The following is a 16,509-nucleotide window of genomic DNA, read 5'->3' as shown; positions in this document are numbered from 1 at the left end:
TTCCACCAGCACGGAAGTCAGGAAGATGACAAAACGCGCCGCGGACGTGTCCGTGAGCCCGCCCAGGCGACGACGCAGCACCTACACCCTCGCGCCGCTCGTCCTCATCGCGGCCAATGTCGTGCTCTTCGCGCTGTTCTTCGTGTGGCCGGCGGTGATCGGGCTCGTCTACTCCTTCACGAACTACACGGGCGTGGGGGTGTTCCAGTTCATCGGACTGGACAACTACCACAACCTGTTCGGGGACTCCGCCTTCTACGACGCGCTGACCCGGACGCTGCTGTACACCGTCCTCTTCGTTCCGCTGAACTTCGCGCTGTCGCTGCTCGCCGCCAACCTGCTGGTGAGCAAGCACGCCAAGGGCGCGTCCGTCGCCCGTGTCATCTTCTTCATTCCGTGGCTGCTGTCGCCCATCGTCGTGGGTGTCCTGTGGCGGTGGCTGTTCGGTGAGAACTTCGGACTGGTCAACTACGTCATCGAGAAGTTCGGCGGGTCCGCCGTTCCGTGGCAGTCGAACGCGGACCTGTCGCTGGTGGTGGTAGTGGTGGCGGCGTCCTGGGCCTGGACGGGCTTCTCGATGCTGCTGTTCATCGCGGCGATCAAGAACGTACCGGTGTCGTACTACGAGGCGGCCTCGCTCGACGGCGCCGGTCCATGGCGCCAGTTCATCAGCATCACGCTGCCGAGCATCGCGCCCACCTCGTTCATCGTGATCCTGCTCAACACGATCAACGCGATGAAGGAATACCCGCTGTTCGTCTCCCTCAACAACGGCGGACCCGGAACGTCGAACAACCTGCTTGTCCAGTACATCTATCAGACCGGCTTCCAACGGGGCCAGATCGGCTACGCGAGCGCCGCGTCGTTCGTGCTCATGCTCATCCTGATGGCCGTCGCGATCATCCAGCTGGTCGTCAACCGGCGGGTGGAGAACCGATGACAACCACAGACATGCCACGCAAGGTCGACGCCGGTCCCGGACGGTCCGTCTCCAAAAAGCGGCCCCGCGGTGCGAGCAGCGGTGGGCTCCGGCGGGCGGTACCCGCGACGACACTTCTGTGGATCCTGGCGTGCCTCTACGGGTTGCCGGTGCTGTGGTTCATCCTCAGCTCCTTCAAACCCGCCGGGGATCTGTTCTCCTATCCGCTGACGCTGGTTCCGCACCACCCCACGCTGTCGGGTTACTTCGAGGCTTGGCGCAGTGCCAACTTCTCGCAGTACTTCATCAACACGACCATCGTGTGTGTGATCACGACGATCCTCACGGTGGGAGCCAGTTGCTGCACCGGGTACGCGCTGGCCAAGTACGACAACAAATGGCTCAAGGCGTTCTTCCTCTGCATCCTGGCCACCACGATGCTGCCGGGCGAGGTCATGCTCGCCCCCGAGTTCCTGGTGGTCCGCAACCTCGGCCTCTACAACTCGTTCGCCGGCATCATCCTCCCGGCCGTGCTCACCGCGACCGGATGTTTCATGTTCCGTCAGTTCTTCCTGACGGTTCCCGACGAACTCGTGGAAGCCGCACGCATCGACGGCGCCCGCGAACTGTCGATCTTCCTGCGGATCATGGTGCCGCTCTCCCGGCCCATCATGCTGACCCTCGCCATCCTGTCCTTCCAGTGGCGGTGGAACGACTACATCTGGCCGCTTCTGATGCTGAACGACCCCAACAAGTTCACCGTGCAGATCGGCATCCAGAGCATCGTCGGCGCGCAGAACATCAACTGGTCGGTCCTGCTCGGCGCATCGGTCATCTCCATGATCCCCCTGATCGTCATCTTCCTGGTCTTCCAGCGCTATGTCATGGGAGCCGACATCAACGCCGGACTGAAGGACTGACCGTGCCCACCCCGCTCGACCACGAGTTCGTCCGCGCGGTGGCCGGCGCGGCCGACCGGCTGGCCGCCCCGCTGGCGGCCGGCCCCGACGAGGAACCCGCCGGTGTGACCCACCGCGCTCTGGCACGCCGGGTGAAGACCCTGGTCGCGGCGTACCGTTCCACGGACTCGGCACTGCACGGCAGCAGGCAGGTCGTCGCCGCCACGATGGCCCACCTCGGCGCCCTCCGGGCCGCGCAGACCACCACCGGCCTCTTCGCCGGCGGCGACAACGTGCAGTCACCGCCGGACTCCGCGTTCACCGTCAACGACGTGTGCGACGCGCACGTCCTCGCCGCGGGCGCGGGGCCGCAACTGCGCGACGTCACGGCCGCGCTCGCCGAGATCGCCGGTGCCGCCTCCGGCAGTCTCCTGACCGGTGGGGTGCACACCCCGAACCACCGCTGGGAGCTGTGCGCGGCGCTGGCCCGGCTGCACCGGTCGTTCCCGGACAGCCGGCTGCTCGACCGTGTCGACGCGTGGCTCGCCGAGGGCGTCGACATCGATGCGGAGGGCCTGTACTCGGAGCGGAGCGCCAACTACGCGGCCCACGTGTCCAACCCGTCGCTGCTGCTCCTGGCCGCCGTCCTCGGCCGCACCGACCTGTGGGACGCCGTCGAACGCAACCTCACCGCGACCCTGGACCTCATCAGACCGGACGGCACGGTGGAGACCGTCCATTCGCGACGGCAGGACCAGAACCACCCGTTCCCGCTGGCGCCCTACCTGCCGCACTACCGGCTGCTCGCGATCCGCACCGGCCGACGAGACTTCAGCCGGGCGGCGCGGCTGGCGGCCGCCGGCGGCATCGACGACCCCGACCTGCTCGCCCAGACCCTCCTCACCCCCGACCTGTGCCGTGTGCTGCCGAAACCGGCGCCGGAACCCCTTCCCCGCGACCGGTACATCACCACGGCGCGCCTTGCCGCACGTGCCTCCGCCACCGCGCACAGCGTCCTGTATGGCGGCTCGGACGTGCCCGAGCACCGGCGCATCCGCTCGGGCCTCGCCTGCAATCCCACCTTCCTGCGCCTTTTCGCCGGCGACGCCGTCCTCGACGCGGTCCGCCTCTCACGGGGATTCTTCGACCTGGGCCCGTTCCGCGCCGCCGACATGCAACAGCTCGCCGACAACCGGTTCAGGCTCACCGAAACCCTCACGGCCGCCTACTACCAGCCGTTCCCGCCGGAACGGCGACGGGACGACGGCGCCTACCGTATGGCGGACGAGGGACGCTTCTCGGCCGCGATGGCCTTTCCGGACCGGCCTCGGGACGAGGTCTCCCACACGACCCGCGTCGAAGCGGATCTGCGGGAGGACGGTGTCGACCTGCGGATCGACATCAGCGGACCAACGGTGCCCTGGGCCCTCGAACTGACCTTCCGGCCGGGCGGCGTGCCAGAGGGCGCCGTACCGATCGGCGACGGACACTGGTGCTTGACGACCGGGCCGATGACCTACCGGGTCGGTGACGACGAGATCCGGGTCGAGGCCGACGTCGAGGCAGGCGAACCGCTCGCCGGGCCGGACCGGGGCGACGTACTACGGTACGACCCGGGTCAGGACCACACCGTGGTGGGCGGCACCGACGCGACGACCGGGCCCCGCGTCTACATCGGTGGGCACGGCCCTCACACACTGACCGTCGCACTGCGCGCCCGCCGTCCCTCGCCTGTCGTCTGACCCGACACACCACACCAGGCCCACCTCCGGCATGAAGGGCTGATCCACCCGTGCACCTCCTCCGCCGGCTCGGCCCGCCGCACGACCTGCCGGACACGCCCGAGGGCAATCTGCGGGCACGTACTACCTGCCCACCGCGCTCAACCGTCAGCACGGCTTTGGAGGATCTGCACGTCTTCGCCGTGCGCTACGGCTCCCCGGGCCCCTTCGCCCCCGTTTTCGAACACGGACCGGCGGGCCTGACGATCCGTACCGAGGCGTTCACCGCACTGATCGGGAGTCCCGCGGGTGATGCCCGAGCGGAACCCGCGCTGGAACTCCGGCGGCGGTGACCTCCGCGCCGACGACCAGGTCGGCACGGTCCCGTGTCGCGGCGACCAGACCGGCGTTGCGCTGGTCCGTGTCGAGCACCCAGGCCACCGCTGTGTCGTGGTCCTTGCCGAACTCCTCATGGCGGGCGACGAGCCGACGTACGCGCTCTTCCTCGTCGAGCTCGCAGAACCACACCTCGTCCAGTCGCGACCGTACGCGCGCCCACGCCCCGTCCCCCAAGAGGAGGTAGTTGCCCTCGGTGATGATCAGGCGGGCGCTGCGGAAGACCGGGACGGCGCCCGCGATCGGCTGCTCCAACGTCCGTTCGAAGCCCGGCGCGTAGACGATGTCGTCCTCCTCGTCGCGCAGCCTGCCCAACAGCGCCGCGTACCCCGCCGCGTCGAAGGTGTCGGGAGCGCCCTTGCGGTCCCGGAGGCCCAGCCGGTCAAGCTCGACGTCCGCGAGATGGAACCCGTCCATCGGCACATGCGCGACCCGGCCGGGCGTGTCGCCGTTCAGCTTCCGGACGAGGCGCTCGGCCAGCGTCGTCTTGCCCGCGCCGGGGCTCCCCGTGATCCCGAGAATCGCGCGCCGGCCGGGGCGCATCAGCGCCGCGGCCCGCTCCACGAGGTCGTCGAAGGTCATGAGCGGGACCTACGGACGACCGCCGTCCCGCCGTCCAGGTCGATCGTCGTACGGTGCGGGGGTGCCCCGTCCTCCTCGTCGTCCCGCAGCACCAGGGCTGACTGCCGCTCCTTGAGCTCGTTCTGCTTGCCCGGCGAGAGACTCGCGTGCAACTGTTCGAATCCGGTCGCGGATATCTGTCCCTGCCGCACCCCGTTCCGCCACGGCAGAAGACCGGCGCGTCCGGCGCGCAGCAGCACCTGGTCCGCGAAGGCCGCTAGGGTCAGCAGGATGACCAGTCCCGGCAGGGTCATGAAGACGGCGAATCCCATGCCACCAGTATCAGGGTGCGAGAGTGGGATTCGGCCAGGCTCCGGCGACCTCGGGTCGGGACCGGTCATTGCGCTTATGCTCGTCAAGCTGTTGAATATTGGTCAATAACGGGCGCCGCAGCCGCCGTCCACGGGGAGAACGTCATGTCGCAGCAACGCCCTACCCTCGCCCCCCACAGCTACCGGGCGTACTGCGACCACCTGCTCGCCTGCCGGAAGTGCAGTGAGCCCCCGCGGCGATGCGACGACGGCAGCGCCCTGTACCGGATCTATCGGTCCGATCTCAAGAAGTCATGAGCCTGGCCGAGGGGCAGATCCCCGCCCTGGCGGAGGGGTGCGGCCGGACGGGTGGGTCCGGCCGCACCTTCGCGCGTCAGTCGCGGGCGATGCCCGGTGCGATGTCCTCGTAGCGCTCCACGGAGGTCGCCGCGGAGGTCGCCGCGGAGGTCGCGCTGCGCAGCTTCGCGGTCGTCGGCTTGCCGCAGAACGCGGATTCCAGCGTGCGGGCCATCGTGTTCAGCACGTTCACGTTGTTCGAGGTGTTGGCGAGCGCGGTGACGCTGCGCTTGCCGTCCTTCGAGGCGAAGGCGTACGTGTAATAGCCCTGCACGGTGCCCGTGTGCCCGTACACCGAGATACCGCAGGACAGGTCACGGCGGCGCAGGCCGAGGCCGTACCCCTGGGTGCTGTTGACCGTCGTCCACTGCTGCATCTGCGCGAGCTGTGCGGCGGACATGAGCTGCCCGCTCATCAGCGCGGAGAAGAACGTGTCCAGGTCCCGGGTGCTGGAGATGATCGCGCCCGCGCTCTGCGCCCAGGACACCGTCTGCTCGGTGGAGTCGACCAGGGCTCCACCGGCCTCGTCCGGCGTGAGGTAACCGTTGGCGTGCGTGCCCGGGATGGCGGTGTCGGGGTGCACATAGAAGGTGTCGGTCAGGTTCAGCGGCGTGAAGATGCGGTTCTGGTACTCCGTGGCCACGGGGTGGCCGGTGAGCTTCTCGATGAGCATGCCCGCGACGACGAAGTTCGTGTTCGAGTACGAATAGGCCGCGCCCGGGGCGTTGGTGACCGCGTGCTTCAGGGACAGGGTGACCAGGTCCTGGTAGCTGAAGACCTTGTTGCGGACGGACTCGAAGCCAGGGACCGTCTGCGCGAACATGTCGTTGGTGTAGTCGTACAGCCCACTGCGGTGGCTCATCACCTCGCGCACGGTGATCCGGTTGTCGGGCAGCAGCCCGGGCAGATAGGTGTTCACCGAAGCGTCCAGGTCGAGCTTGCCCTCGTCCACCAGTTGCAGCAGGACCACGGCGGAGAAGCTCTTGGTGACACTGCCGACGCGGAACCGGTCGGTCGTGGTGATCGCACGCCCGGTGGCCCGGTCGGCGACTCCCTCCGACAGTCGGTGGACCGTGCCGTTGTCGTCGACCCGCACCATCGCGCCGGGGGCTCCCTGGGACAGAGCCGTGTGCAGCACAGCCTGCAGTCCGGCGTCGTCGGGTACCGGCAGATCCGCGGCCGCTGCGGTGCCGGCCTGTGCGGGGACTGCGAGGAGGGCCAACAGCGCCGCTCCCAGCGCCGTACCTCTGCCCACCATTGCTGAGACCATCTGATTCTTCTCCCGAGTTCCCTCTGTGTACCGCGCCGCGGATGCGAACGTCGGCACCATCTGTACGCGCAGGAAGGGCAGATGGGTTGCATGTCACGCGAGGGAAAGCGGAAAAGATCCTTCAGTGGCCGAAAAGCTGCGTCCAGTACGTGCCCGCGGTGCCGCCGCCCGCGAGGCCGATGCCTATGTGGGTGAAGTCGGGCTTGAGGATGTTGGCACGGTGGCCCGGGCTGTTCATCCAGCCGCGGACGACCTCGGCGGGGGAGCGCTGGCCGCAGGCGATGTTCTCCCCGATGGTGCGGCGATCGGAGCCCGCGGCGGCGGCTCGGTCCCACGGTTGGCGGCCGTCGGGGGAGGTGTGGGAGTAGAAGGTGCGGGCCACCATGTCGTCGCTGTGCGCCTGGGCCGCGTCGGTGAGCAGGGTGTCGACGGCGAGCGGCGGCAGGCCGTCCGCGGCTCGCTCGGTATTGGTCAGCGCGACCACCTCACCCGCCGTCTGCCGCAGGCCTTTGCGGCTGAAGGGCCGGGCCCACAGCGCCGTCCAGTACATGTCGCCGGAGCGCCGGTCGGGGACGTACGCCAGCCCCGCCTGGCTGTACGCCGGGTTGTACAGCGTGTCGCGGGACTGCTCGGTGGTGAGGCAGTACTCCACGAACTCGCCCGGGGTGCGCGGGCCGGACACGAGGTGCTCGCCGACGGTCAGATACGCGTATCCGGCGGACGTGATGCGCTGGTAGACGGAGATCCCGTGGGCGCTCTCGGAGCTCAGGAGTCCGCGTGACGCCATGTCGGAGGCGTGGGCCCGGGCCGCGGTCGCGAGGCGCGCGTCGAGGGAGACGGGTGGAGAACCGGCCGCGCGGCGCACGGAGTTGACCAGGTCGAGGAAGCCGTCCGGGTCGGGAGCCGCAACCGGTGTCGGGTTGTCCCCGGTGGCGTCCTCGGCGACCTCGACCCCGAAGTCCCGCGCGATGCCGGCCAGTCCGTCCGCGTATCCCTGGCCCAGTGCGCGCAGCTTCCACCCCGTGCCGCGTCGGTAGATCTCGGCGAGCAGCAGCACGGTCTCGCGCTGTGGGCGCTGTGGTGTGAATCGGGCGAGGGTGTGGCCGCCCGGACCGCTGACGTGCAGGGTGGGAGTGGGCAGCAGGCCCAGCGGCGTACCGGGATCGGCCGGACTGACGACCACGGTGACGCGGCTCGCGCCGGACCGCAGGCGCGGCGGGTCGATGGTGAGGTGCTCCCCGGCGAGTCGGGCGCCGGGCACCGTCGGCTGGTTGTAGAACACGAAGTCGGCGTCGCCGCGCACCTTGCCGCTGTCGTCGGTGATGAGCGCGGACACGTCGAAGGGACCCGGCACCCGGATCGTCAGGGTGCCGCCAGGCAGGGGCACGTTGCCCCCGGGAACCAGCTCGGTCATGGTGCCGCCCGTCGAAGCGATGGTCCTCGCGGACCACCGACACGGGCGCACCCGCTCCCGCTTCCCGCCCGCTCACCCCGTCAACGTCCCGTTCGCTCCCGAGGGTTCCCGCGCTCCTCGACACCGCGTGCGTCGATCGCCTCGGGCGGGCGCAACGACCGCAGCGCGAGCAGGAGTACGCCGATGTCGTCCAGGTAGATCGGGTCGGGGAGCAGGTCGGTGGGCAGCAGGAGATAGGCGACGGCACCCCAGAAGACCCAGCGGGACCCCGTCGGAAGCCCGGCGCGCCTGAGGTCGCGGCGGGTGCGCACGAGCCGCACCAGTACCGCGATCGCCACCCCGAGCGCGGCGGCACCCAGGATCGCGACGATGAGGACCACCGTCCATGTCGTGGAGTCCATGAGTTCCGTCCTGAGCTCTCGTAGGGCAGTTCCTCCCCTTCGTGTTCCCGCTCGCCCGGTTCGTATCGCCCCCGAACCACCGGCCGATTCAGGCCGAGCCGGCGGCGACGCAGAACTCGTTGCCCTCCGGGTCGGCCATCACCACGTGGTGCCCGTCGAACTCCTCCAGGACGGAGCCGCCCGCCTTCACGAGCCGCTCGGACTCCGTTCTGATCCGCGCCCACCGCTCTTCGGGACCGCCGTGTCCCGGCACGCGGACGTCGATGTGAAGGCGGTTCTTCGCCGTCTTCGGCTCGGGAACCCTGAGGATGGACAACCGGGGGCCGACGCCGTCGGGATCGCAGAGCCACGCGCCGTCGTCCGCGGAGTCGTCCTCCGGAAGGTCGAACTGCGCGAGCCACTGTTCGCGGGTGGTGAAGGGAGCGGGCGGAGGTTCGTCGATGTACCCCAGTGCCGTCTTCCAGAACTCTGCGAGGAGTTTCGCGTCCGCGCAATCAAGGGTCAGATCGATTCGGGCTGCCATGACAGGACCGTACTGCGCGCCTCTGACAATCCGGCCGTACGCCTCTCACTCGCCCGCGGAGACGTCACGGCGGCAGAGAACGAAGTCGTCGAAGACATGCCGTCCAGGGCGGTCGCCGACGGTCTCTATCGCCGCGCGGATGTCGCGCAACTGGTCCGTCGTCATCTGCAGGGGCGGCTCGTCGGGCTGGTAGGTGGTGCGGACGGGATAGTCCAGGCCCGGCTGCCGGGTCATCTCGATGTGGCAGCCGAGCACATGGGTGACCGGCCGCTCGGCACAGAAGTCGATCAGACGGTCGACAGTGCGGGTGAACGCGGCCCAGTCGTCGATGTACAGACGGCCGGGATAGACCGTGTCACCGGTGAGGAGGAAGCCGGTCCAGGGATCGAATTACGTCACCGCGGCCGCGTGGTGGCCCGGCGTGGCCAGGCACTCCAGGACCCGGCCCCCGAGATCGACACGGGCGACGCCCTCGGGGTCGCCGTCGAAGCCGAAGAACGGCCAGGCGGTGTCGAGAGCCGCGTCCACGACCGTGGTGCCGGGACGGTCGGCGAACTGTCCGTCCCCCGCGACGTGGTCGCCGTGGGGGTGGGTGTGCAGCACCAACAGCTCGTAACCCTCCCGGGGATGGGCGGTCAGCCAGGTCTCCATCAGCTCGTCCACCACCCGCCGCAGCGGGAAGTGGGCGGCCGAGGCCGTGGCACCGGTGTCGATCAGCACGGCCCGTGCCTCGCCGAACAGCAGGAAAAGGAGCGGCGCCTCGTAGTCGACGGCCATGTTCTGCCGCAGGATCACCGTGTGCGCGTCGTGGGCGTGGACCTGGATGTCGGGATCGGTGTTGTGCTTGGCCGACGGCGATCCGTGGATCCACCGCACGTCCAGCGCCCGCGCGCCCGCGGCCTTCTCCGCTGCCTCAGCGGTCTGTTCGGTCCTCTGCCTCTGGGTGTCCACGACGTCTCCAGGTGATGATCCTGCCGGGACCACCACCTGGACCCGGGACCTCAGTTTCGCGCGGGGTGGTGGTCGACGAGCGCCTGGGTGACCGCTCGGACGCTCCGGGCGATGTGGTTGAGCTGCAGCACTTCGGCGGCGTACATCTTGATGGTGTGCTCGATGACCGATTCGTGCAGGCCGAGAGCGGGGAGTTCGGCCCGGGCGGTCTGCAGGGCGGTCCGGGCGACCCGGATCTCGTGCTGCACCTGGATCTGGGCGTGACGGGCGAGCAGTACGGGGTGCTTCATGAGCACCGGGTAGCTCGCGTAGCGGGACGGCACCAGATCGCGCAGCCACTTGGTCGCGGAGCGCTCCCAGTCGAAGCTGCCGGGGGTCTTGACCTGGCACGGCCAGTCCGAGGTGATCGGTGAGTACGTCGTCAGGGCCATGTTCATCGCTTCCGGGTTACGTCGGCGGCAAGGGTCAGCGGGTTATGGGGCGGCCCCGGTCTAGGGGATGGCCGGGGCCGCCACCACGGGCGCCCGCTCACGCGGGGCCCGTCCGAACATCCGGGGCCCCATGCGGGTAGGAGCGGACGGCCCCGGATGGCCGTAGGACGTGACCCGGAGGCCTCCTGGTCGCATCCGCGAGAAGTATTTATATATACCGCCGGATACGCAAGGACATGAAAAAATTCATCCGCGATATGGGCGAATGATCCCGTGATGCCGTGATGCAGGGGGCGTACGGGGTGCAGGCGGAGGGGGAAGCGTGCGGGGTCAGTCCTTGAGGAAGAACTGGTGTTGCTCCGCGATCTGCTCGTACTCCTCCAGCCGGGCCTGCGTCCGCTCCGGATCGGCGTCGGACATGGCCTGGAGGAGGGCGGCCGACATCATCACGGGCGCGGCGTAGGAGTCGAAGACGAGGCGGGCCCCGGTGCCTACGGTGAAGGTGGCGTCGGCCTCGTCCGCGAGTGGTCCGAGCCCCAGGTCGGTGATCAGGGCGACCTTCAGCCCCGCGCTGCGCGCGACCCGCACCGCGGTCAGCGTCTCCTGGGCGTGCCGGGGCATTCCGAAGGCGAGCAGCCAGGTGCCGCCCGCCTCGCGCGACTGGAGCAGCGCGTCGTAGGCGACGCTCCCGCCGCGCGTCACCAGCCGCACATCGGGGTGGATGCGGCGGGCGGCGTACGCGAAGTACTCGGCCAGCGACACCGAGATGCGCAGGCCGAGAACGGTGAGCGGGGTCGACTGCGACAGCGCGCGGCCGATGGTGATCACCTGGTCCGGATCGGCGAAGTCGCGGCGCAGGTTCTCCAGGTTCTCGATCTCGGCGTCCACCGCCTGCTGCAGCTCGTTGCCGTGGTCCTCCGCAGGCGCGCCCGGGGTGCTGGAGAGTGTGCTGAGCGCGATGGCCTGCAGTTTCTCCCGCAGCGCGGGGTAGCCGCTGAAGCCGACCGCCGCGGCGAAACGGGTCACCGACGGCTGGCTGACCCCGACGCGCTCCGCGAGATCGGTGATCGACAAAAACGCCGCCTCGGTGATGTGCTCGATCAGGTACTGGGCGATACGGCGCTGTCCGGGCGAGAGCCGGGGGCCGTCGAACAACTCCCTGAGCTGGGACGTGGGTGCCGCGCCCACCTCCGGAGCCGTCTTCCCCGAGGTGATCGCAGACGCCTGAGCGCGTGCCTGCTGCGGCGATGGCACCGATGTGCCTCCTTCGTGTCCCACGAGAACTCAACATAGCTCACGGACCGTGCTGACCAGGGCATGGATGACCACACGCCGTAGTTCGGCGGGCGTGGAACGTGAGGCCGGGCGCCCGGTGGGCGGCATGGCCCGGTGTGAGCGGGAAAGCGTATGGTCGGCGTTCTGCCCCATGAAGATCGCATCAGAATATGAACCTGGTCTGATTCGCGACAAGTTGACGACGGGCCATGGACACCGGCTGAGACGGGTGTTGAGGATGGGAGTCCCCATCCGTAGGAGTTGTTCATATGCGTAGACGACGCCTGCTGACCGGTGGAGCCGCCCTCGCGGCCGCCGCCTCGCTCCAGCCCGCCCTCACGGAAACCGCGCAAGCCGCTCCGCCCGCCGCGCCTATGCCCTCCCGCGGCGCGGTCGTCGCCGTCCTGCGGCGCGTGGCCGACCAGTGGATCGGCGCGCACACGGACCCCGGCGACAACGGCTGGGCCAACGCCACCTTCTTCAGCGGACTGCTCGCCCTCCAGCGCCTGACCGGCAGCCCGCGCTATCTGGCCTACGCCAAGAACTGGGCCGAGAAGCACGCCTACGGCATCAACGGCGGGGTCACCACGCGCCATGCCGACAACCACAACGTCGGGCAGGCCTACCTCGACCTGTACGAGATCGAGCCGGAGGAGAGCAAGATCTCCGCCATCGAGGAGTCGCTCCACCGCATGGTCTACACCGACCAGCCGGACAAGAACGACGACTGGTGGTGGGACGACGCCCTGCACATGGCGATGCCTCCGTTCGCCAGGATCGGAGTGCTCCGCGGCGACCCGCAGTACTGGCAGAAGCTGTACGCCCTCTACGACCACACCAAGCGTGTGGAGGGCGGACCCGGCCTGTACGACGCCGACACGGGGCTCTGGTACCGCGACAAGCGGTTCCTCCCCGGGATCCCCGGCGGGATCCTCTCGCCCGCGGGCAAGCCGGTGGTCTGGTCGCGCGGCAACGGCTGGGTGGCGGGCGGACATGCCAAGACGCTCAAGGCGCTGCCGCCCGGCGAGCGGCACACCGGTGAGTACCGCGACACCCTCGTACGCCTGGTGACGGCCGTCGCCGGGATCCAGCGCACCGACGGCTTCTGGAACGTCAACCTCGCCGACGCCACCCATCTGCCCGGCCCCGAGACCAGCGGCACCTCCTTCTTCCTCTACGGCATCTCCTACGCGATCCGGGCCGGCCTCGTCGACCGGCGCGCCCACCTCCCGGTCGTGGCCCGCGCCTGGAACGGCCTCGTCACCACGGCCGTACACCCCGACGGCTTCCTCGGCTACGTCCAGAACGTCGGGGACCGCCCGGAATCCAGCCAGCCCGTCACCTACGACAGCACCGCGAACTTCGGCGTGGGCGCCTTCCTGCTCGCCGGCGCCGAACTCGCCCGACTGGCCGGACCCTGACGCGACGCACCGGTGCCCCCGCCGTATGCGGCGGGGGCACCGGTCTGTCGCCGTCAGGACTGCGCGGTGAGCGTGAAGCTCTGGGCCGCGGAGCCGTCGCAGGTGCGCTGGGTGAGCTGGACGCTGTTCGTCGAGGCGCTCGCCGCGGTCAGGCACTTGCCGCTGTGGCGAGCCGTGAAGTGGTAGCGACCGGTGCTCTCCTTCACCGGCAGCCACTGCTGGTTCTGTCCGCCCGAGTAACTCCACAACTGGAGCGGTGCGTTGTCGGCCGTCGACACACCGGTCACGTCGATGACCTGCTGTGGATTGACACGGATGGCGGCCTGCCGGTACCCGCTGTCGGTCGAGCGGAACTGGAACTGCTGGGCCTGGGTGCCGTTGCAGGCGTACTGCTGGATCACGGTCCCGTTCGCCGTGGCGGCCGAACGGGCGTCCACGCAGGTGCCGTTGCCGGCATTCGTCAGCGAGTACCAGGCGGTCTCGGAGGGGGAGTCGGCCGGGGGTGTGCCGGTGTCTGCTCCTCCCAGCCACTTCAGACCGTCCAGCAGGAACTGATTCTGTGTGGCGCTCGCGAACGTCGAGGACAGACGCGTGTTGGTCGTGTAGTTCATCGCGTTGTGACCGAAGTTCGCGTACAGCATCTTGTACTGCGTGTTGGTCCACAGGATCGGGTAATAGCCGCTGTACCAGGACTGGTTGGGATCCGTTCCGACCGGGAAGCTGCTGGGGTCGATCGAGGCCAGGATCTTGATGTTCGGGTTCTGCCGCAGATCGTTGGACCAGCTGTACCACTCACTGACCGACGAGGTGAACGTGGCCGGCAGATTCTTGGTGGCCGGCTGCGTACGGTCCTCGACCTTCAGGGTCACCGATGTCGGACCCCAGGTGTTCGACTGGAAGTTCCCGGAGCCGAGGAACTGGTTGTGGTACCAGGACCAGCTCGCCGCATTCGTCGTGAAGGCGGAGACGTGGAAGCCCATCCAGGCGCCACCACCCCGCATGTATGCCTCGAAACCGGATCGTTGGGCGGACGTCTGCGGCAAGTCGTCCAGGAACAGGACGACTTGGTAGGCGTTGACCCCGCCGTTGGCGAGCAGGTCCCAGTTGGTGCTGGCCGTGTAGGTGAAGCCGTTCGCCGCGGCCTGTTGCGGAAACCAGACGTTGGCCTCCTTGTCGAAGTCGATGTGCGCCGCGTCGTAGGTGCCGCTGTAGAGCGCGAGCACCTTGAACGGGGTCGCAGCGGTGCTCGCGTGGGCGGCGGGCGGTGCGGCGAGGCCGAGCAGCGCCGCCAGGAGCAGGAGGATCCGCAGGGTGGTGCGCGCGGAACCGGATCTGATGGTGTGCATCTGCTGATCGATCCTTTCCGTGCGGTTTACGGGTAGTTGGTGAGGTAGGCGACGTTGGTGCTGGAGTTGGACGGTCCTCCGGTGCTGTTGATGATGTGGCTGATCGTGCCGACACCGCCCAGCGAGACGGTCACCATGTCGTGGAACTTGACCCCGGACACGCTCGGCACCTCGAAGGCGTGATCGGCGACCACGCTCGAGTTGGCGCTGAAGTAGCAGTAGCTGCCCAGACCCCACGCTTCGTGGCTGGTCACGGAGGAGGCGACCTTGTAGGCGGGATAGCCCTTTCCGGTGCCGTTCATCCAGGAGGCCTGGTTCGGCGGGTCGTAGGGCATCTCGTTCTGGAAGAAGTACGTTCTGCCGCCGTTTCCGTTCCAGGTGACCTGGGTCTTCTGGTAGTGCTCGACGAACAGGCCGTACGCGGTCACGTTGCTGCCGTTGACGGTCAGGCCGTTGTCCGCCGTGTTGGTCGTCCAGCCGACCGTGCCGGAGTTGCCGTGGTCGGCCCGCCAGATCCAGGTGTGGTCGATGATCGTGTTGGCGCTGTTGATCACCAGCGAGTTGGTCGCCTTGCCGACGGTGGCGCCGCCGATCCGGATGAAGACGTCGGACAGCTGCGTCGGGTCGGCCGCGTGGGTGGCGGACGAACCGGAGGGGCCGATCTGCATCAGAGTCGAGGAGTTGGTGGTGCCCGCGTCGATGAGCAGGCCCGCCAGCTGGATGCCGTCCACGTCGGCGGTGGTGACGGCGGTGATCCCGCCGTCCGGCACGAACGTGGCCAGGCCCATGCCCAGCACCACCGTGTCGGGGCGCGTGATGTTGATCGTCTGGTTGAGGTGGTAGACGCCAGGGGTGACCAGCAGGTTCTTGCCCGCCGCGAGGGCCGTGTTCATGTCGGCCGCGGTGGCGCCGGGCTTGACGATGTAGAACTGGTCGATCGGCAGGGACTTGCCCGCCGGGGTCTTACCGCTCCACGTGGTGCCGACGGCGTTGGACTGCAGCCCGGGCACGAACACCTGATAGGCGCCCGCGCTGTCGACGTACAGGAACGGCTTCTCACGGATCGTCGGTGAGCTGGCGACGTTGGTGTACGTCGGGAAGGACTGGGCGGGCGCGCCCTGGTCGCCGACGAAGACCATGTTCCAGTTGGAGCCGGACCAACTGCCCATCTGCGAGTTGCGGGTGAGGAACTGCTGCTGGGTGCCGGACTGGATCTGCCCGTCGACCTTGGTGTCGGAGATGAACCCGCCGCTGGACCAACCGCCGTCGTCCAGCGCGAGGTTGCCGCGCACGTGCATGCGCCGGTACGGAGCGGCCTGCGAGACGGCCCAACGGTCCGTGCCACCGGTCGGGTTGACCGACAGGTTCTCGGCGTCGCGCCAGAAGTTCTGGGTGGCGTTGCCCTGGAACCAGTCGGCCTCCGCGTGCACGGCGCCGTTGATGGTCACGTCGTCCGGCGAGAAGCCGAGGCCTGCGACCTGGGTGTAGAAGCCCACGTTGGCGTTCGCGCTGTAGGTGCCGGGCTTGAACAGCAGGGCCTGGCGGGCCGAGCCGAACTGGTTGGTCTCCTGCTGGGAGAAGACCGAGTCCAGCTTGGACTGGATGCTGGACGCCGACATCGACGGGTCGAACACCGTCACGTTGGGACCGAAGTCAGGGGTGCCCGGCGGGTTCGTCGTGCCGCCGCCCAGAGTGAAGGACTGCGCGGCGGTGCCGTTGCAGGTGTACTGCGCGAGCTGCACGCTGTCCGCGGTGGAGGCGCTGGGGACGTCCAGGCACTTCCCGCTGTTGCGGTTGACGAAGTGGTAGGCGCCGTCGGACTCGGCGACGGGCAGCCACTGCTGGTTGTTGCCGCTGGAGTACGTCCACAGCTGGACGGGCGCGGAGTCGGCGGTGGAAACGTCGGTGACGTCCCAGGCCTTTGTGGCGTCCAGGTTGCTGTTCACGCGGTAGTAGCCGCCGCTGGTGGCCACCAGCTGCCAGTTCTGGGCGGTGCTGCCGTTGCATGCGTACTGCTGGACGGCGGTGCCGTCGGCACTCGCGGCCGAGCGGGCGTCGACGCACTTGCCGCTGCCCTTGTTGACCACGGTGGTGTAGCCGGTCGGTATGGCGGCGGCGGCCGCGGTCTGCGCGCTCGCCGAGTCCTGCGAGGCGAACGCGATGCCGGACACGGTGGTCGCCACGAGCGCGACCACGGTCAGCACTCGCGGTATCCGGTGGCGACCGGACAGTCGCTTCCCTCTGGGTACGGATCTGGACACGGAGCTGGACACGGATTTCTCCTGTGGTGATGGGGGGTGGAAGGGGGGAAGC

General features: G+C 68.7%; 17 protein-coding genes. 5 read left to right on the top strand and 12 right to left on the bottom strand.

The window, feature by feature from the left end; genetic code table 11:
- Positions 1–25: 25 nt before the first annotated feature.
- From ACFZDJ_RS27245 to ACFZDJ_RS27235, 3 genes are read left to right on the top strand one after another with little or no spacing between them, the layout of a single operon-like run.
- Positions 26–940 (top strand): carbohydrate ABC transporter permease, encoded by a 915-nt coding sequence (locus ACFZDJ_RS27245; RefSeq protein WP_168514669.1) that lies wholly within the window; start codon positions 26–28, stop codon positions 938–940.
- Positions 937–1,839, top strand: coding sequence for an ABC transporter permease subunit (locus ACFZDJ_RS27240; RefSeq protein WP_391062405.1), 903 nt, complete (start codon positions 937–939; stop codon positions 1,837–1,839). Before ACFZDJ_RS27245 ends, ACFZDJ_RS27240 begins: the two co-directional genes overlap by 4 nt.
- 2 nt (positions 1,840–1,841) lie before the next feature.
- Positions 1,842–3,560, top strand: coding sequence for a hypothetical protein (locus ACFZDJ_RS27235; RefSeq protein ID WP_391062402.1), 1,719 nt, complete (start codon positions 1,842–1,844; stop codon positions 3,558–3,560).
- A gap of 261 nt (positions 3,561–3,821) precedes the next feature.
- On the opposite strand, the gene ACFZDJ_RS27230 is transcribed toward ACFZDJ_RS27235, so the two are convergent.
- Complete coding sequence (locus ACFZDJ_RS27230) at positions 3,822–4,517, bottom strand: nucleoside/nucleotide kinase family protein (RefSeq protein ID WP_391062399.1); 696 nt, start codon at positions 4,515–4,517, stop codon at positions 3,822–3,824.
- The gene (locus ACFZDJ_RS27225) at positions 4,514–4,828 is read right to left on the bottom strand and encodes a DUF6191 domain-containing protein (protein WP_391062396.1); all 315 of its coding nucleotides are present in this window, start codon (positions 4,826–4,828) and stop codon (positions 4,514–4,516) included. Before ACFZDJ_RS27225 ends, ACFZDJ_RS27230 begins: the two co-directional genes overlap by 4 nt.
- Before the next feature lie 144 nt (positions 4,829–4,972).
- Here ACFZDJ_RS27225 and ACFZDJ_RS27220 point away from each other — a divergent pair, with 144 nt between their 5' ends.
- Complete coding sequence (locus ACFZDJ_RS27220; RefSeq protein ID WP_385369023.1) at positions 4,973–5,125, top strand: hypothetical protein; 153 nt, start codon at positions 4,973–4,975, stop codon at positions 5,123–5,125.
- Between the two features lie 76 nt (positions 5,126–5,201).
- Here ACFZDJ_RS27220 and ACFZDJ_RS27215 read toward each other — a convergent pair whose 3' ends face one another.
- The 8 genes from ACFZDJ_RS27215 to ACFZDJ_RS27180 form a co-directional block, all read right to left on the bottom strand.
- Entirely contained in the window at positions 5,202–6,434 is a 1,233-nt protein-coding gene (locus ACFZDJ_RS27215; protein ID WP_391062393.1) for a serine hydrolase, read from the bottom strand.
- 121 nt (positions 6,435–6,555) lie between these two features.
- Positions 6,556–7,848 (bottom strand): CAP domain-containing protein, encoded by a 1,293-nt coding sequence (locus ACFZDJ_RS27210; RefSeq protein ID WP_391062390.1) that lies wholly within the window; start codon positions 7,846–7,848, stop codon positions 6,556–6,558.
- Between the two features lie 80 nt (positions 7,849–7,928).
- Positions 7,929–8,249 carry a DUF1232 domain-containing protein gene (locus ACFZDJ_RS27205; protein ID WP_391062387.1) on the bottom strand — a complete coding sequence of 107 codons (321 nt, stop codon included), beginning with the start codon at positions 8,247–8,249 and terminating at the stop codon, positions 7,929–7,931.
- Positions 8,250–8,337: 88 nt separating this feature from the next.
- Positions 8,338–8,772 carry a VOC family protein gene (locus ACFZDJ_RS27200; RefSeq protein ID WP_391062385.1) on the bottom strand — a complete coding sequence of 145 codons (435 nt, stop codon included), beginning with the start codon at positions 8,770–8,772 and terminating at the stop codon, positions 8,338–8,340.
- Between the two features lie 45 nt (positions 8,773–8,817).
- Positions 8,818–9,006, bottom strand: a complete 189-nt coding sequence (locus ACFZDJ_RS27195; RefSeq protein WP_391062382.1) for a hypothetical protein — start codon at positions 9,004–9,006, stop codon at positions 8,818–8,820.
- A 156-nt stretch (positions 9,007–9,162) separates the two neighbouring features.
- On the bottom strand, positions 9,163–9,723 hold the full coding sequence (locus ACFZDJ_RS27190) for an MBL fold metallo-hydrolase (RefSeq protein WP_391062379.1): 561 nt from the start codon (positions 9,721–9,723) through the stop codon (positions 9,163–9,165).
- Positions 9,724–9,773: 50 nt separating this feature from the next.
- Positions 9,774–10,154 carry a hypothetical protein gene (locus ACFZDJ_RS27185; RefSeq protein WP_101402851.1) on the bottom strand — a complete coding sequence of 127 codons (381 nt, stop codon included), beginning with the start codon at positions 10,152–10,154 and terminating at the stop codon, positions 9,774–9,776.
- Between the two features lie 330 nt (positions 10,155–10,484).
- Entirely contained in the window at positions 10,485–11,408 is a 924-nt protein-coding gene (locus ACFZDJ_RS27180) for a MurR/RpiR family transcriptional regulator (RefSeq protein WP_101402852.1), read from the bottom strand.
- Between the two features lie 290 nt (positions 11,409–11,698).
- Here ACFZDJ_RS27180 and ACFZDJ_RS27175 point away from each other — a divergent pair, with 290 nt between their 5' ends.
- Positions 11,699–12,850, top strand: a complete 1,152-nt coding sequence (locus tag ACFZDJ_RS27175) for a glycoside hydrolase family 88 protein (protein ID WP_391062376.1) — start codon at positions 11,699–11,701, stop codon at positions 12,848–12,850.
- 53 nt (positions 12,851–12,903) lie between these two features.
- Here ACFZDJ_RS27175 and ACFZDJ_RS27170 read toward each other — a convergent pair whose 3' ends face one another.
- Together ACFZDJ_RS27170 and ACFZDJ_RS27165 are read right to left on the bottom strand one after the other, a co-directional pair.
- Positions 12,904–14,196: an RICIN domain-containing protein gene (locus ACFZDJ_RS27170; RefSeq protein WP_390935546.1), complete on the bottom strand. Its 1,293-nt coding sequence runs from the start codon at positions 14,194–14,196 to the stop codon at positions 12,904–12,906.
- Between the two features lie 26 nt (positions 14,197–14,222).
- A complete protein-coding gene (locus ACFZDJ_RS27165; RefSeq protein ID WP_391062373.1) occupies positions 14,223–16,469 on the bottom strand; it encodes an RICIN domain-containing protein in 2,247 nt (748 codons plus the stop codon).
- Between the last annotated feature and the right edge of the window lie 40 nt (positions 16,470–16,509).

This window comes from Streptomyces sp. NPDC007896, from assembly GCF_042959425.1.
Classification (GTDB): Bacteria; Actinomycetota; Actinomycetes; order Streptomycetales; family Streptomycetaceae; genus Streptomyces.
The sequence above is the reverse complement of the archived record's forward strand: the minus strand, read 5'-3'. Positions and strand labels throughout refer to the sequence as shown.

Excerpts from the sequence above, each read along its gene's own strand:
- ACFZDJ_RS27245 (WP_168514669.1), top strand. The coding sequence starts at position 26 with ATGACAAAACGCGCCGCGGACGTGTCCGTGAGCCCGCCCAGGCGACGA.
- ACFZDJ_RS27240 (WP_391062405.1), top strand. The coding sequence starts at position 937 with ATGACAACCACAGACATGCCACGCAAGGTCGACGCCGGTCCCGGACGG.
- ACFZDJ_RS27230 (WP_391062399.1), bottom strand. The coding sequence starts at position 4,517 with ATGACCTTCGACGACCTCGTGGAGCGGGCCGCGGCGCTGATGCGCCCC.
- ACFZDJ_RS27225 (WP_391062396.1), bottom strand. The coding sequence starts at position 4,828 with ATGGGATTCGCCGTCTTCATGACCCTGCCGGGACTGGTCATCCTGCTG.
- ACFZDJ_RS27220 (WP_385369023.1), top strand. The coding sequence starts at position 4,973 with ATGTCGCAGCAACGCCCTACCCTCGCCCCCCACAGCTACCGGGCGTAC.
- ACFZDJ_RS27215 (WP_391062393.1), bottom strand. The coding sequence starts at position 6,434 with ATGGTCTCAGCAATGGTGGGCAGAGGTACGGCGCTGGGAGCGGCGCTG.
- ACFZDJ_RS27210 (WP_391062390.1), bottom strand. The coding sequence starts at position 7,848 with ATGACCGAGCTGGTTCCCGGGGGCAACGTGCCCCTGCCTGGCGGCACC.
- ACFZDJ_RS27205 (WP_391062387.1), bottom strand. The coding sequence starts at position 8,249 with ATGGACTCCACGACATGGACGGTGGTCCTCATCGTCGCGATCCTGGGT.
- ACFZDJ_RS27200 (WP_391062385.1), bottom strand. The coding sequence starts at position 8,772 with ATGGCAGCCCGAATCGATCTGACCCTTGATTGCGCGGACGCGAAACTC.
- ACFZDJ_RS27195 (WP_391062382.1), bottom strand. The coding sequence starts at position 9,006 with ATGACCCGGCAGCCGGGCCTGGACTATCCCGTCCGCACCACCTACCAG.
- ACFZDJ_RS27185 (WP_101402851.1), bottom strand. The coding sequence starts at position 10,154 with ATGGCCCTGACGACGTACTCACCGATCACCTCGGACTGGCCGTGCCAG.
- ACFZDJ_RS27175 (WP_391062376.1), top strand. The coding sequence starts at position 11,699 with ATGCGTAGACGACGCCTGCTGACCGGTGGAGCCGCCCTCGCGGCCGCC.
- ACFZDJ_RS27170 (WP_390935546.1), bottom strand. The coding sequence starts at position 14,196 with ATGCACACCATCAGATCCGGTTCCGCGCGCACCACCCTGCGGATCCTC.